This is a genomic window from Gorillibacterium terrae (assembly GCF_051594785.1).
Taxonomy (GTDB): domain Bacteria; phylum Bacillota; class Bacilli; order Paenibacillales; family NBRC-103111; genus Gorillibacterium.
In genome coordinates, this window is sequence record NZ_JBPPGI010000001.1 from 1,599,836 (window position 1) to 1,615,442 (window position 15,607).

Consider the following 15,607-nt stretch of genomic DNA (forward strand, 5'->3'; position numbering starts at 1 on the left):
TTACCGGCTTCGGAAAAACCTTTTATCGGAAAAAAGATATGGCAGAGGAGGTCACACCATGCGCAGATGGGTCAAACGTCATATTGTGCTGGAAGTCGGATTGCTGATAGCCTTCGTTCTGATTTATTGGCTGTTCTTTTATTCGGTATCCTTCGATTCGCTGCTGCCGGTCGCCAAGCAAGAGCAGGTAGTCTCGATCCAAGTCCGAGACGGAGGCAACGGCCAGTATTATCGTACGACGGACCGGCGGCAAATTGAGGGGTTCCTGGACATCCTCCGGGGTCATCGTTATCGCAAAGCGATCTATACGCCAACCGTGGACGGATATGCGTTTGGAGGAGAGTTGCGCCTCTCGGACGGAACTGCCGTGCCGATCAGCTTGTCTCGGACACTTCAAGTGAACCGGGTGAAATACATGGTCGTCGGCAAACCGCTGGACGAACTGCTTCCTTACATTCAGCAGAAATTCATGAAGGTTGCCGAATAGCGGCGGCCTGTCGGTGACCGTCAGTTGGGTTTAACCAGCGTCGGCGGAGAGCGTCTTCCTCAGAAAAGCCCGGTTAACCTCCAACAACCACCGCATAAAGGGCTACCCGTTGGGATACCCTTAACGCGAGGTGACCAACATGGAAGACAAACCCTATTTTTGCCCGAACTGCCGGTCCAACCGCTTCAAGTTCAGCCGGATCACCACCTTCTCCATGCCGTTCCGCAAGGACGCCATCTCCGGCGAGCTGCTGGAAAAGGACGATCCGATCCTGGTTCCGGACGAAGAGGATATGATTCAGTGCCAGGTCTGCCGGTTCACCGGCAACGAGATGCGCTTCATCAAGGCGGCGGAACGGGAACCGCGCACCCAGACGTCGGTGAATTCCTCGTATACGTGACGGACATCGCGGTATAAATAACGCACAACCGCAACGGCGTCCAATGGCTCACTGTAAGCCGGAACAACAGAAAGCCCGCCCCATCGGCTCTTAGAGTCGTGGAGCGGGCTTTTTGCGTAGTCTGCTTAGGTTTTTGGCTTATACCTGGAGATTCCAGCCGAAGGTATCGGCCACCTTACCGGTCTGAATGCCGGTGATCGCATCATACAATCTATGGGACAATTCGCCGATGGTTCCGTCGCCGATCCGCATGTCCTCCTGCTTCCAGCTCAGCCGTCCGACCGGCGAGATCACCGCCGCCGTTCCGGTTCCGAAGGCTTCCGTCAGCTTGCCGTTCTTGTGGGCTTCGGCCAATTCCTCGATGGAGATCTTGCGTTCGGTCACCGCAATGCCCCAGCTCCTCAGCAGGTCGATGACCGAGCGGCGGGTGATGCCGTCGAGAATGCTGCCGTTCAGCTCCGGCGTAATCACTTCATCGCCGACCTTGAAGAAGACGTTCATGCTGCCGACCTCTTCGATGTACCGCTGTTCGATACCGTCCAGCCAAAGCACCTGATCGCAGTGGTCCTGCTTGGCGATGACCTGGGCCTTCAGGCTGGCGGCGTAGTTGCCGGCCGTCTTGGCGAAGCCGGTGCCGCCGCGGACGGAGCGGACGTAGGCATCCTCCACGCGAATGTGAACGGGAGCCAGGCCGCCGCTGTAATAGGCGCCGCTTGGCGAGAGAATCACGGAGAAGAGGTATCGGTTCGCCGGACGAACGCCGAGGCCCGCTTCCGTGGCGATGACGAACGGACGGATATAGAGGGAAGAGCCTTCCGCATCCGGAACCCAGGCTTTCTCCACTTCGACCAAGGTGCGGATGGATTCCACGAAGAAGGCTTCATCGAAGGCGGGGATGTTCAGCCGCTCGCAGGAGATGTTGAACCGGGCCGCATTGCGGTCGGGCCGGAACAGCAGGATGCGGCCGTCTTCGGTCTTGAAGGCTTTCATTCCTTCGAAGACGGTCTGTCCATAATGGAACACCATCGCGGAGGGGTCCAGCGAGAACGGGCCGTAGGGAACGATTCGGGCGTCATGCCAGCCCTTTTCCTCGGTGTAGTCCACGAGCAGCATGTGATCCGTAAAGTATTTGCCGAAGCCGAGATGCTCCGGATCGGGCTTCGGCTTGAGGGCTTCCGAACGGACGATGCGGATATCGGTGGATTTTGCGGTTGAGGCCATGGATCATCTTCCTTTCCGACTGAAATGCCAAGAGCTTTTCTCTAACTATAAAAGAAATTGTCCGCAAAGTACAATACCGTGCGCAAAATGGAAGGCTTTGCCGCCAGGCGATCAGGAAATGAACAGGGTAAAATTCGAATATTTTGTGAAATCGGTTGATTCCCAGGTTTAATTTGCTATTTTCCAATTTGTCAATAAAATAGAGTATAGACACAACTGATTTTTCATGGGATTCAAGCGCAAACAGGAACGGTTCTCGCACTTATCTGATGGGAGGAACGGTTGATGAACATCCATGAGTATCAAGGCAAGGAAGTTCTCCGGCAGTATGGCGTTAGCGTGCCCCGGGGAAAAGTGGCGTTCACCGTAGACGAGGCCGTACAGGCCGCGGAGGAGCTCGGTTCGCCGGTTACGGTGGTGAAAGCCCAAATCCATGCGGGCGGCCGCGGCAAAGCGGGCGGCGTGAAGATCGCCAAATCGCCCGACCAGGTCCGGGTTTATGCGGAGGAGCTGCTGGGCAAGGTGCTGGTAACGCATCAGACGGGTCCGGCCGGCAAGCAGGTCAAGCGGCTGTTGATCGAAGAAGGCTGCGATATCCGCAAGGAGTATTACATCGGCTTGGTACTGGACCGCGCAACCGGGCGGATCGTGCTCATGGGCTCCGAGGAAGGCGGCATGGAGATTGAAGAGGTGGCGGCGCGTTCGCCCGAGAAGATCGTCAAGGAGACGGTCGACCCTGCCGTGGGCCTGCAGGTCTTCCAAGCCCGCCGGCTGGCTTACGCAATCGGCATTCCGGGGGAACTGGTGAACAAGGCGGTTCGCTTCATGACCAGTTTGTACACCGCTTTCATTGACAAGGATTGCTCCATCGCCGAGATCAATCCGCTCGTCGTTACCGGGTCGGGCGACGTAATGGCGCTGGATGCGAAGCTGAACTTCGATGCCAACGCCTTATTCCGCCATAAGGACATTCTCGCGCTGCGCGATCTGGATGAGGAAGACGAAAAGGAGATCCAAGCCTCCAAATTCGACCTGTCGTACATCGCCCTCGACGGAACCATCGGCTGCATGGTCAATGGGGCGGGGCTGGCGATGGCGACAATGGACATCATCCATTACTACGGCGGCGCGCCTGCCAATTTCCTGGATGTCGGCGGCGGCGCCACGGCCGAGAAGGTCACCGAAGCGTTCAAGATCATCCTGTCCGATCCTCAGGTGAAGGGAATCTTCGTCAATATATTCGGAGGGATTATGCGCTGCGATGTCATCGCCGAAGGCATTGTCCAAGCGGCCCGTCAGGTCGGGCTGAGCCGGCCGCTCGTTGTCCGGCTGGAGGGCACGAACGTCGAACTGGGCAAGAAGCTGCTGCGGGAGTCGGGGCTGGCCATCATCACGGCGGACTCCATGGCGGATGGGGCGGAGAAGATCGTCGCCGAGGTGCAGAAGGCATCCTAGAGGCCGTTAACCGGTCAGGAACCGGAACGAAGCAAACGCACGAAGCATGGGCCTTGCGGTTACTCCGAGCGATAGCCGCAGGCGGGGAGAATTCGGGGAGAAGGGTGGAAACGAAGGCATGAGCATTCTGGTAAACAAGGATACCCGCGTCATTACGCAGGGGATTACCGGCTCGACCGGACTTTTTCATACAAAAGGCGCTCTCGAATACGGAACGAACCTGGTCGGCGGCGTGACTCCGGGGAAGGGCGGAACGAACCTGGACATCGCGCTGGACAGCGGAAAAACAGTGACGCTGCCGATCTACAATACGGTGCGGGAGGCCAAGGAAGCGACGGGAGCGAACGCATCGGTGATCTATGTTCCGCCGGCGTTCGCGGCGGACTCCATTCTGGAAGCGGCGGAAGCCGATCTGGAGCTGGTCATCTGCATCACCGAGGGCATTCCGGTGCTCGACATGGTCAAGGTCAAGCGATACCTGGAAGGACGGAGAACGGTGCTGATCGGGCCGAACTGCCCCGGCGTCATCACGCCCGGCGAATGCAAGATCGGCATTATGCCCGGCTATATCCACACCCCGGGCCATGTTGGAGTCGTGTCGCGCAGCGGCACCTTGACCTATGAGGCCGTGCATCAGCTGACCGTGCGGGGCATTGGGCAATCGACGGCCGTCGGCATCGGCGGCGACCCGGTGAAGGGCTCGGAGTTCATCGACATTCTGCGGCGCTTCAACGAGGACCCCGAGACCTATGCCGTTATCCTGATCGGCGAGATCGGCGGCAGCGCCGAGGAGGAGGCCGCCGAGTGGATCGCTGCCCACATGAAGAAGCCGGTCGTCGGCTTCATCGGCGGGCAGACCGCCCCTCCGGGCAAACGGATGGGGCATGCCGGGGCGATCATCGCCGGCGGCAAAGGGACGGCTGCGGAGAAGGTGGCCGCGCTCACCACCGCCGGGATTCGCGTATCGCCGACTCCCGCTCAGATGGGCGAGACGCTCGTGGCAGCGCTCGAGGAGAGAGGGCTATTGGAAAGCTGCGTCACCGTCAAGGCTTCCGTCGGTTCCTGAGGACCTGGAGGGCTTCGTGCTTGAGGGAACTGCCCCGGTACGAAATGCCCTTGACGTCCGGCTGCACGGTCTACTATGCTTGAGAGAGCGGCGTTCGGTCGCTGTTCCTTAGCTTGCGCTCATTATCTTAATAGAAGAGTTTGGATCGGTAAGCAACCTTTCCTGGCCTACACGGCGGGAAAGGTTTTTTGTCTTGGGCCTTACGGAGGCATTCTAGCGCGGGGATAACCCGGCGAAATCGGGAGGAAGTTCGATGGAAGCACGGACGGTTTTGCTCGCATTGCAGGAAATGAAGGGAATCGGCTGGAAGACGATTCTGAAGCTGATCTCGGAGGTGGAGGACCTGTCCCGGCTGCCGCGGATGCGGCCGGACGAGCTTACCGCGCTCGGGCTTCCGGAGGGGCGGGCGGCGGCCCTGGCCGGATCGCTTCGCGAAACCGATGCGGCGGCTCTGGAAGACGGCTACGCCAAGCGGCGGATTCGGGCCGTCACGTGGCTGGACGAAGCGTATCCGCCACTGCTGCGGGAGACTTCGCAGCCTCCTTGGGTGCTCTATGCCCTGGGCAGGCTCGAGCTGCTCGACCGGCCCGCCGTCGCCGTGGTCGGAACGCGGACGCCCACCGCTTACGGCAGCCGGACGGCGGAGGAGCTGGGCCGGACGCTCGCGGAAGCCGGCGCCGCCGTCGTCAGCGGTCTCGCCCGCGGCATCGACGGCGCCGCCCACCGGGGAGCGCTCTCCGCGGGCGGCGGCACCATTGCGGTGGTCGGCGGCGGGCCGGATGTCGTCTATCCGCCGGAGCATCGCCCGCTCCATGCCGAGCTGGCGGAGAAGGGGCTCATTCTCTCCGAGTTTCCCCCGGGCACGCGCATCTCGCCAGGCTTGTTCCCGCTGCGCAACCGCATCATCGCAGGGCTGTCGCTGGCGACGGTGGTGGTCGAGGCGGCGCTCCGCAGCGGTTCGCTGATCACCGCGGATCAAGCGCTCGAGGAGTCGCGGGACGTCTTCGCCGTTCCCGGTCCGATCAGCTCGCCGAAGAGCCGGGGCGCCAACGAGCTGATTCGACAAGGGGCGAAAATCGTCACCGAACCGGCCGACATCGTCCGCGAATATCCGTCTTATTTCGCGCTGCCCGCTGCCCGCTCCTCCGCGTCCGGCAGCCTTCCCACGCTTCCGCCGCTGAGTCCGGAGGAGGCCCGATTGCTCGCCGCTTTTCCCGACGGACCCGTCACACTGGATGCGCTTCTTGCCGGGACTCAAACAAATTTTGGACATTTGCATGAACTTCTGCTAAATTTAGTTTTGACCAAAAGGATCAAAGCGCTGCCAGGTGCGGCCTATGCCAAAATAGAAGATTGCAGACAGTAAGGAGGTCGGGCGCATGGCAGATTCTCTGGTGATCGTGGAATCACCCGCCAAAGCGAAGACGATCGGAAAATATTTAGGAAGCAAATATATCGTCAAAGCCTCCATGGGACATATTCGGGATTTGCCGAAGAGCCAGACCGGCGTCGTCGTGGAACACGGCTTTGAGCCGAAGTACATCACCATCCGCGGCAAGGGAGCCATCCTGAAGGAACTTAAGGATGCGAGCCGCAAAGTCAAGAACATCTATCTCGCGGCTGACCCTGACCGCGAAGGAGAGGCAATCGCCTGGCACCTGGCCCACTATCTGAACGTGGATGAGAACAAGACGTGCCGGGTCGTCTTCAATGAAATCACCAAGCAGGCCGTGAAGGACGCCTTCAAGACTCCGCGCCCGATCAACATGGACCTGGTCAACGCCCAGCAGGCTCGACGGATTCTGGACAGGCTGGTCGGCTACAAGATCAGCCCGCTCCTGTGGAAGAAGGTCAAGAAGGGCTTGTCGGCGGGCCGCGTCCAATCCGTAGCCGTCAAGATCATCATCGACCGGGAGAATGAAATCCGGGATTTCGTCCCCGAGGAATACTGGTCGATTACCGCCAAGCTCCATCAGGAGAAGGCGACGTTCGAAGCCAAATACTACGGCTCGGACGGGCAGAAGCGGGAGCTCGGCAACGAAGCCGAGGTGCAGCAAATCCTGAAGGAGCTGGCCCAGTCCGACTTTGTCGTCGTCGAGGTCCGCGAGAAAGAGCGGCTGCGCAACCCGTCTGCCCCGTTTATCACCAGTACGCTGCAGCAGGAGGCCGCCCGCAAGCTGAATTTCCGGGCAGCCAAGACGATGTCCGTAGCCCAGCAGCTGTATGAAGGCATCGATCTGGGCAAAGAAGGAACGGTCGGTCTCATCACCTACATGCGTACCGACTCTACGCGCATCTCTCCCGTCGCCCAGGAAGAGACGAAGGAATTTATCACGGGGAAATACGGGGCTGCCTTCGTGCCCGAAACGCCCCGGGTGTACGTGAAGAAGAACGCGACCACCCAGGACGCCCACGAAGCCATCCGTCCCAGCTCGGTTCTGCGCGAGCCCGAATCGATCAAGGAATTCCTGTCCCGCGACCAGTTCCGGCTCTACAAGCTGATCTGGGAACGCTTCGTGTCGAGCCAGATGGCGTCCGCCGTGATGGATACGGTCACCGCCGACCTCGCCGCCGGCCGTCACCAGTTCCGCGCCGCCGGCTCCCAAGTGAAGTTCCCCGGGTTCATGAAGGTGTATATCGAGGGAAGCGACGACAGCGTGGCCGAGGAAGAAGGGCTGCTCCCGCCGCTTAAGGCCGATGACCGCCCGGCCGTCGAGGGCATCGAGCCCAAGCAGCATTTCACCCAGCCGCCTCCGCGCTATACGGAAGCGAGGCTCGTGCGGGCGCTGGAGGAGATGGGCATCGGCCGCCCCAGCACGTATGCGCCGACGCTGGAAACGATCCAGAAGCGCGGTTACGTCGCTTTGGAGGAGAAGAAGTTCGTCCCGACCGAGCTCGGCGAGCTGATCACGGCCCAGATGGAGGAATTCTTCCCGGAAATCATCGATGTGGAATTCACCGCCCACATGGAACAAGACTTGGACCACGTGGAAGAGGGCAAGGAAGACTGGGTCAAGGTGCTGGAGACTTTTTACGGACCCTTCGCCAAGCGGCTGGAATATGCCGAGGAAGAGATGAAGGAAATCGAAATCCAGGACGAGGTTTCCGACGTCATCTGCGAGAAATGCGGCAAGCCGATGGTCTACAAGATGGGCCGCTTCGGTAAATTCCTCGCCTGCTCCGGGTTTCCGGATTGTCGCAACACCAAGCCGATCATCAAGGACACCGGCGTGACCTGTCCGAAATGCCATCAGGGCAAAATCGTCGAACGCCGCAGCAAGAAGGGACGCGTCTTCTTCGGTTGCGACCGTTATCCCGAATGCGATTTCGTCTCATGGGACCGGCCGGCGGGAAGAGACTGTCCGGACTGCGGAGAGATGCTCATCGTCAAGAACACGAAGAATGGCCCAGTCGTGCAGTGCACGAAATGCGATTACAAGGAAGAGCCTCAAGATGAAGAGGCAACGGCCGATCTGGATTAGAAGCTAGTGATCCGAAGCGGTACCCGGAAACGGACGCCGCCGTTCCTTTGCGCTGGCAAAGGCGGCGGCGCCGTTTCTTCTTGTGCTTGAAACCGATTGGAAAGGGGAACCCAACATGAACACAAACGACCGAGTTACCGTCATCGGCGCCGGGCTGGCCGGCAGCGAGGCGGCCTGGCAAATCGCCAAACAAGGCGTCCCGGTGCGGCTCTACGAGATGCGGCCCGTCCGCAAGACGCCGGCCCATATATCCGACAAATTCGCCGAGCTGGTCTGCAGCAACTCCCTGCGGGCCAACGGCTTGACCAACGCCGTCGGCGTGCTGAAGGAAGAGATGCGGCTGCTGGATTCGCTCGTGCTGAGAAGCGCGGACAAGCACGCCGTGCCGGCAGGCGGCGCGCTAGCCGTCGACCGCGACGGCTTCTCCGGCGAGATCACCGAGATTCTCTCCAGCCATCCGCTCATCGAGGTGGTTCGCGAGGAATTGACCGAGCTGCCCGAGGGACCGACGGTGGTCGCTTCCGGCCCGCTCACGTCGTCCGCTCTCTCCGAGAAGCTGCGCGGCTTGATCGGCGAAGAATACTTGTACTTCTACGATGCGGCGGCGCCGATCGTCGAGAAGGATTCGATCGACATGGACAAGGTATTCGTCGCCTCCCGCTACGACAAGGGGGAAGCCGCCTACATCAATTGTCCGATGAGCGAAGAGGAGTTCAACGCCTTCTACGAAGCGCTCACCACCGCCGAGACCGTACCGGTGAAGGAATTCGAGAAGGAAATCTACTTCGAGGGCTGCATGCCGGTCGAGGTCATGGCCGGGCGCGGGCGGCAGACGCTTCTGTTCGGACCGATGAAGCCGGTTGGCTTGCCCGACCCGCGGACAGGCAAGCTGCCCTTCGCCGTGCTTCAGCTTCGCCAGGACAATGCCGCCGGTACGCTCTACAACCTCGTCGGCTTCCAGACCCACCTGAAATGGGGAGAGCAGAAGCGGGTCTACTCACTCATACCTGGCCTGGAGCAGGCCGAATTCGTCCGGTACGGCGTCATGCACCGCAACACCTTCCTGAATTCGCCGAAGCTCCTTGAGCCGACGTATCAGTACCGCTTGCGGAGCGATCTGTTCTTTGCCGGGCAGATGACGGGAGTAGAGGGTTACGTCGAGTCCGCCGCATCGGGTCTGCTTGCGGGCATCAACGCCGGGCGGCTCATGCGCGGGCTGGAGCCGGTGGTCTTCCCGTTGGAGACGGCTCTCGGCGGAATGGCGCATTATGTGACCCATGCCGATCCGGCGGCCTTCCAGCCGATGAACGCCAATTTCGGGCTGTTTCCGCCTCTCGGCGAGAAGATTCGCAACAAGCAGGCGAAGAACGAGAAGCTGGCCGAACGGGCGCTTGCCTCGGTCCGCAGCTTCCTGCCTTCGCTCGGGTAACCGGGCGCCCGCCGCCTGTGCGCTTTGAACTTGTATGGCCAAGCACCGTTGTGTTACGATAGGTATGTTTGTCGCATACCGACGTAACCTGACAGGTGCTTGTTTACGCCGTTCTGAATATTCAGTCAACTGCCGCCGCAAGGGGCAAAATGGAAGGAGGAGCAATAATGGGGGATTTTCACGCTACGACGATCTTCGCCATCCGGCATAACGGCAAAGGGGCGATCGCCGGAGACGGGCAAGTGACCTTCGGCGAGAACATCGTCATGAAAGCGACTGCGAAGAAGGTTCGCCGGCTGTTCCGCGGCAATGTCGTCGCAGGCTTTGCCGGTTCGGTAGCCGACGCCATCACCCTGTTCGAGAAGTTCGAGGGCAAGCTGGAGGAGCATCACGGCAACCTGCAGCGCTCTGCCGTCGAGCTGGCCAAGGAATGGCGGTCGGACCGGGTTCTTCGCCGGCTCGAAGCCATGCTCATCGTCATGGACCGCGAATCGCTCTTGCTCATCTCCGGCAACGGGGAGATCATCGAGCCGGACGACGGCATTCTGGCCATCGGCTCGGGCGGCAACTTCGCCCTGGCGGCGGGCCGGGCGCTGCACCGCTATTCGCCGGATATGGAGGCGAAGGAGATCGCCAAGGCGGCTCTGGAGATGGCGGCCGACATTTGCGTCTACACCAACCACAACATCGTGGTGGAAGAAATTTAACGCGGGAACACCCAGAAGGAGGCGGTCTTTCATGAAAAAAGAGACGGCTCTAACCCCTCGCGAGATCGTGACGGAGCTGGATAAATACATAGTCGGCCAAGCGAAGGCCAAACGGTCCGTGGCGGTTGCGCTGCGCAACCGGTACCGGCGGAGCAAGCTGGACGAGGCGCTTCGGGACGAGGTTGTCCCGAAGAACATCCTGATGATCGGCCCGACCGGCGTGGGCAAGACCGAGATCGCCCGCCGGCTGGCGAAGCTGGTCGGGGCCCCGTTCGTCAAGGTGGAGGCGACCAAATTCACGGAGGTCGGTTACGTAGGCCGCGACGTGGAGTCGATGGTGCGCGACCTGGTGGAAACGGCGATCCGCATGGTGAAGGCGGAGAAAGCCGAGGAGCTGAAGGAACCGGCCGCGAAGCTCGCCGAGGAGCGGCTGGCGGAGCTCTTGGTGCCTTATCCGGAGGCGGCCAAATCCGGCAAGAATCCGTTCGAGATGCTGTTCGGCGGGCAGACCAAGGATTCGGCGGAGCCGCCGGCCAAGGACCCCGCGCTTGAGGCCAAGCGGAAGGAGACCCTCGATCGTCTGCGGGCGAAGGAACTGGAGAACGAAACGGTGGAGATCGAGGTCGAAGACAACGCTCCCAGCATGCTCGACATGCTCGCCGGTCAGGGCAACGAGCAGATGGGGATGAACTTGCAGGAAATGCTCGGCTCCATGATGCCGAAGCGCCGGAAGAAACGCCGTCTGCGGGTGGCGGAAGCCCGCCAGGTGCTGATCCAGGAAGAAGCCCAGAAGCTGATGGACATGGACGAAGTGATTCAGGAAGCGCTCAGGCGCGCCGAGCAATCGGGGATCATCTTCATCGATGAGATCGACAAGGTCGCATCGAGCGGACGCGGCAGCGGTCCCGACGTGTCGCGCGAAGGCGTGCAGCGCGATATCCTGCCGATCGTGGAAGGCTCAACGGTCACGACCAAATACGGCGCGATTCACACCGATTATGTGCTGTTCATCGCCGCCGGGGCGTTCCACACGGCTAAGCCTTCCGACCTGATCCCGGAGCTGCAGGGCCGTTTCCCGATCCGGGTGGAGCTGTCCAACCTGAGCGAAAGCGACTTCGTGCAGATTTTGACGGAACCGAAGAACGCGCTGACCAAGCAGTACACGGCTCTGCTGAAGACGGAGGGAATCGAGATCGGCTTCTCGGACGAAGCGATTGCCGAAATCGCCAAGATTGCTGCCGAGGTCAACCGGAACACGGAGAACATCGGTGCCCGGCGGCTGCATACCATCCTGGAAAAGCTGCTGGAGGATCTGTCGTTTGAAGCGCCGGAGCTTCACCTGGAGTCCTTTACAATCACACCGGAATACGTTCGTGACAAACTGGCTGAAATTGCCAAAAATCGCGATTTGAGCCAGTACATTTTATAGGTAATTGGTCCTATTAGTAGCCCATTCGGATCAGGGCGAAACAGACCATATTGATGGGAGTTTATGGGGGTAACGAGATGAGCTTACTGGGCAAGACACGGACGCTGAACCGGCTGCTGCAAAAAGCGGCGGGCAAGGCGGTAAACTTCAGGGAAATGGCAGAGGTGCTTCGGGACATCCTCGGCGCAAATGTATTCGTCATCAGCAGACGCGGCAAGATCCTGGGCTTTGCCGTTTCCGGTCCCTTCGGATCGAAGGAAGCGGAGATCCAGATCGGACAGGAACGGAGGATCTCCGCCGATTACAACCATCGGCTGCTGAAGATCGACGAGACGCTGTCCAATACGGTAGACCCGGAGCATGCCTGGTTCGCGCCTGGCGTTCTGACCGTCATTCCGATCATCGGAGCCGGAGAGCGCGTGGGCACGCTGGTGCTGTCCCGCCCGAACGAGCCGTTTACCGACGATGACCTGATCCTCGCCGAATATGGCTCCACCATTGTCGGCATGGAAATTTTACGGGAGAAGGCCGAGGAATACGGCCAGGAAATCCGCAGCCGGACCGTCGTTCAGGTAGCGGTAAATTCCCTCTCGTACAGCGAGCTGGAAGCCGTCGAGCACATCTTCGAGGAACTGGGCGGCAAGGAAGGCTTGCTCGTCGCAAGCAAGGTCGCGGACCGGGTCGGTATCACCCGGTCGGTCATCGTCAACGCCCTGCGGAAGCTGGAAAGCGCCGGTGTCATTGAAACCCGTTCGCTCGGCATGAAGGGAACATATATCCGAATTCTGAACGATCAGCTGCTGACCGGGCTCGACAAGGCCAAGGTTCAATAAGTTGTCACAAAGCAATTGTTACCTGCGGACCAAAAACAAAGCACTATCTTCGAGAGAAGATAGTGCTTTTTTCATATTGCTGTAATTGGTGAAAAAAGGAATAATCTAAACGTACCCTAAACGCGGTTATGCGACAAAAGTTGCATTTTTCATTAACCATGTCGAATCAAGAAGGGATTGATGCGCCATCCGACGAATTACACTGCAAAGCAGTGAAGGCGGGCTTTTTGCCCGGCCGTATGAGACCCAAAAAAGACGAGGGGGCCAATGACGACTTTGCTTACAAATACCACTTTTCGGCTGTTGGAAAGCAGCATGGACGCTACCGCTCTTCGGCAGCGGGTGCTTGCCAATAATGTGGCCAACGTCGAGACGCCGAACTTCAAGCGCTCGGACGTGGATTTCGCCCAGGTGCTGAATAACCAGATGAACCAGACGAACCAAGCCTTCGCCATCGAGGCCAAGCGGACCGATCCGCGCCATATCGCGTTTACGGCGGCGGGTACCGGCCATGATCCGCGCGTTGTCACCGATGAGACTTCGGTCATGAATAACAACAAGAACAATGTCGATATCGATTCCGAAATGAGCAAGGTCGCCGAAAACCAGCTGAGCTACTACACGCTCGTGCAGCAGGCCAACTACGACATCAAGCATCTGCATACCGCGATCGGAGGGAGATGATAGTCGATGAGACTGAGCACCGGTTTTGACATCAGCGCCTCCGCGCTCACGGCGGAACGGCTCCGCATGGATGTCGTCTCTTCCAATATTTCAAACGCCGGAACGACGCGCGGCAAGCTGGTCGACGGCAAATGGGTTCCCTATACGCGCAAGATGGTCGTGATGGAGCCGAATTCCGCTTCGTTCCAATCGTATCTGCAAACGGAGATGAACAAGGAAGCGGGGCAAGGGGTCAAGGCGACCAAAATCGTCGAAGACACCGCTCCTTACAAGATCGTCTACAATCCGACCCACCCGGACGCGGACAAGGACGGCAACGTACTGATGCCGAATGTCGACGTCCTGAAGGAAATGGTCGATATGATCGCGGCGACCCGATCCTATGAAGCCAATGTCACGGCATTGAACGCCTCCAAGGCGATGGTGACCAAGGCGCTGGAAATCGGCAAATAACGCGGCATTCTCAAGCGACGGTTAAGGGGAGGACTCCTATATGATTAACCCAATTTCCATTCAGAGCCTGCAGCTGGCCAAGGGAACGGGCAACGGTTCCGTAACCGGCTCGGATCTGGCGGGGCAGTTCGGCGACATGCTGAACAACGCCCTCTCCAAGATCAATGAAGCGCAGGCCGAGTCAGACAAGCTGACCACTTCGTTCATTCAAGGACAGACCACAGATATCCACGCGCTGATGATCGCGCAGGAGAAGGTGTCTCTCGGACTTGAACTCACCGTCCAGGCACGCAATAAAATGATCGAAGCCTACCAAGAGATCATGAGAATGCAGATGTAATACAAAATCATTTATTGCCTGTTCAGATGGGGTGACACGGTGAACGAAACGATTCAACGGTACTGGAGCGGCGCTCGCGATCGGTGGGCCCGGTTTGGTAGAAACCAAAAAATAACCATTGTCGCCATTCTGCTGGTAACGGTCATCTCAGTCCCGATGCTGATCATGTACTTCTCGCGGACTGAATATTCCCTAGCGTTTACCGATTTGCAGCCCAATGATGCGGCATCGATCAAGAACTACCTGGAGTCCAGCTCCATTCCTTATCAACTCAGTACGGACGGCAAGAATATTTCGGTTCCGCGAAGCAAGGTCGCGGAGGTCAAGATCGACGTGGTTCAGCAGGGGCTGAACCAGAACGGGGCGATCGGCTACGAATCGCTGAAGGACAGCGCCTTCGGCACCACCGACCGCGAGTTTGACGTAAAGCAGCTGTCCATGCTGCAGGGCGAAGTCGAGAAGATGCTCAATACCTTCGACGCGGTTTCCCACTCGAACGTGATGGTCAACCTGCCCAAGGAATCGGTATTTCTCACCGATGAAGACAAAGAAGCTTCGACCGCAGCCGTCATTCTGACGCTGAAGCCGGGTTATGTACTCGATCAGCAGAAGATCGACACGATGTATCAATTGGTATCGCACAGCGTGAAAAATCTGCCGGTCGCCAACGTCACCATCTCGGAGGCGAATGGAGATCTGCTTCCCTACTCCAAGTCGGATGAAGCGGGCAGTGCTACGACGGCGGCATCCACGCAGTATCAGATCCGCAAGCAGTTCGAACGGGACATCCAATCGAATGTGACGCGAATCTTAAGCGAAGTCATCGGCTCGGAGGGGAAGGTCGTCCCCATCGTCATCGCCAGCCTGAATTTCGACAAGAAGACCAGCGAGGAAAACCTCGTCAAGCCCGTCGTCGACAACGAAGGCATCGCCATCAGCGTTCAGGAGATCCAAGAGAACTACTCCAGCGACGGCGCGGCCTCGGGCGGTGTGGCCGGAACCGGGGAAACGGATGTCCCCACTTATCCGTCGGGAACGAACAGCGGCAAGACGACGTCCGAGAAGGTCCAGAAGACCATCAACAACGAAGTGAACCGCATCCATAACGTTATCGAAAAAAGCCCGTACTTCATTAATGATTTATCCATTTCCGTCGGCATTGAAACACCTGAGGGTAAACAATTGTCGGACGAACTCAAAACAAACATCCAGAAGCTTCTGAAGAGCATCGTCAGCGCGTCTCTTGCCAACCGGGAAGATGCCACCCCTTTATCGGACGATCAACTTGCCTCGAAAGTTACGGTGTTTGAAAACAATTCGGTTACGTCCACGGCTGCAAGCGGCAAAAAGGCGGTCAATTGGTTCCTCCTCGGGGGAATCGGCGCGGCTGCGCTTGCCTTGGCGGGCTTCGGCGGTTACGCATTATCACGGCGCAGAAAGAATGCGGCCATCGAGGAAGCGGAGCCGGTACCGGCGCGGGTGGAATATCCGACGATCGATCTGGAAGCCGAGAGCAACGAGGCTCAAATGCGCAAGCAGCTGGAAATGCTGGCCAAAAAGAAGCCGGAGGAATTTGTCAATTTGCTCCGGACCTGGCTGGTTGACGAATAGGGGTGTCGAT

15 protein-coding genes are annotated in these 15,607 nt (G+C 58.9%); 14 read left to right on the plus strand and 1 reads right to left on the minus strand.

The features are described 5' to 3' along the window. Positions 1-58 precede the first annotated feature (58 nt). Together ACSEXS_RS06915 and ACSEXS_RS06920 are read left to right on the plus strand one after the other, a co-directional pair. Positions 59-487, plus strand: a complete 429-nt coding sequence (locus ACSEXS_RS06915) for a hypothetical protein (RefSeq protein ID WP_438432425.1) — start codon at positions 59-61, stop codon at positions 485-487. A 139-nt stretch (positions 488-626) separates the two neighbouring features. Then, positions 627-887 (plus strand): hypothetical protein, encoded by a 261-nt coding sequence (locus ACSEXS_RS06920; RefSeq protein WP_438432426.1) that lies wholly within the window; start codon positions 627-629, stop codon positions 885-887. Between the two features lie 138 nt (positions 888-1,025). Here the strand turns inward: ACSEXS_RS06920 and ACSEXS_RS06925 are convergent, their stop codons facing one another. Beyond that, complete coding sequence (locus ACSEXS_RS06925; protein WP_438432427.1) at positions 1,026-2,108, minus strand: branched-chain amino acid aminotransferase; 1,083 nt, start codon at positions 2,106-2,108, stop codon at positions 1,026-1,028. Positions 2,109-2,393: 285 nt separating this feature from the next. On the opposite strand from ACSEXS_RS06925, the gene sucC reads away from it, so the two are divergent. From sucC to fliF, 12 genes are all read left to right on the plus strand, one after another. Next, positions 2,394-3,563 (plus strand): ADP-forming succinate--CoA ligase subunit beta, encoded by a 1,170-nt coding sequence (gene sucC, locus ACSEXS_RS06930; protein WP_438432428.1) that lies wholly within the window; start codon positions 2,394-2,396, stop codon positions 3,561-3,563. A 118-nt stretch (positions 3,564-3,681) separates the two neighbouring features. After that, the gene (gene sucD / locus ACSEXS_RS06935) at positions 3,682-4,629 is read left to right on the plus strand and encodes a succinate--CoA ligase subunit alpha (RefSeq protein WP_438432429.1); all 948 of its coding nucleotides are present in this window, start codon (positions 3,682-3,684) and stop codon (positions 4,627-4,629) included. Between the two features lie 253 nt (positions 4,630-4,882). Beyond that, positions 4,883-5,995 (plus strand): DNA-processing protein DprA, encoded by a 1,113-nt coding sequence (dprA, locus tag ACSEXS_RS06940; RefSeq protein WP_438432430.1) that lies wholly within the window; start codon positions 4,883-4,885, stop codon positions 5,993-5,995. Between the two features lie 13 nt (positions 5,996-6,008). After that, the gene (gene topA, locus ACSEXS_RS06945) at positions 6,009-8,111 is read left to right on the plus strand and encodes a type I DNA topoisomerase (protein WP_438432431.1); all 2,103 of its coding nucleotides are present in this window, start codon (positions 6,009-6,011) and stop codon (positions 8,109-8,111) included. Between the two features lie 115 nt (positions 8,112-8,226). Continuing rightward, positions 8,227-9,540, plus strand: coding sequence for an FADH(2)-oxidizing methylenetetrahydrofolate--tRNA-(uracil(54)-C(5))-methyltransferase TrmFO (gene trmFO / locus ACSEXS_RS06950; protein WP_438432432.1), 1,314 nt, complete (start codon positions 8,227-8,229; stop codon positions 9,538-9,540). Positions 9,541-9,707: 167 nt separating this feature from the next. Continuing rightward, positions 9,708-10,247, plus strand: a complete 540-nt coding sequence (gene hslV, locus ACSEXS_RS06955) for an ATP-dependent protease subunit HslV (protein WP_438432433.1) — start codon at positions 9,708-9,710, stop codon at positions 10,245-10,247. A gap of 31 nt (positions 10,248-10,278) precedes the next feature. Continuing rightward, entirely contained in the window at positions 10,279-11,676 is a 1,398-nt protein-coding gene (gene hslU / locus ACSEXS_RS06960) for an ATP-dependent protease ATPase subunit HslU (protein WP_438432434.1), read from the plus strand. 77 nt (positions 11,677-11,753) lie between these two features. Further along, on the plus strand, positions 11,754-12,509 hold the full coding sequence (gene codY, locus ACSEXS_RS06965; protein WP_438432435.1) for a GTP-sensing pleiotropic transcriptional regulator CodY: 756 nt from the start codon (positions 11,754-11,756) through the stop codon (positions 12,507-12,509). A 267-nt stretch (positions 12,510-12,776) separates the two neighbouring features. Further along, positions 12,777-13,193 (plus strand): flagellar basal body rod protein FlgB, encoded by a 417-nt coding sequence (gene flgB / locus ACSEXS_RS06970; RefSeq protein ID WP_438432436.1) that lies wholly within the window; start codon positions 12,777-12,779, stop codon positions 13,191-13,193. A gap of 6 nt (positions 13,194-13,199) precedes the next feature. Beyond that, positions 13,200-13,646: a flagellar basal body rod protein FlgC gene (gene flgC / locus ACSEXS_RS06975; RefSeq protein WP_438432437.1), complete on the plus strand. Its 447-nt coding sequence runs from the start codon at positions 13,200-13,202 to the stop codon at positions 13,644-13,646. A 40-nt stretch (positions 13,647-13,686) separates the two neighbouring features. Beyond that, positions 13,687-13,986, plus strand: coding sequence for a flagellar hook-basal body complex protein FliE (gene fliE, locus ACSEXS_RS06980; protein WP_438432438.1), 300 nt, complete (start codon positions 13,687-13,689; stop codon positions 13,984-13,986). Positions 13,987-14,025: 39 nt separating this feature from the next. Next, the gene (gene fliF, locus ACSEXS_RS06985) at positions 14,026-15,597 is read left to right on the plus strand and encodes a flagellar basal-body MS-ring/collar protein FliF (RefSeq protein WP_438432439.1); all 1,572 of its coding nucleotides are present in this window, start codon (positions 14,026-14,028) and stop codon (positions 15,595-15,597) included. Positions 15,598-15,607 lie beyond the last annotated feature (10 nt).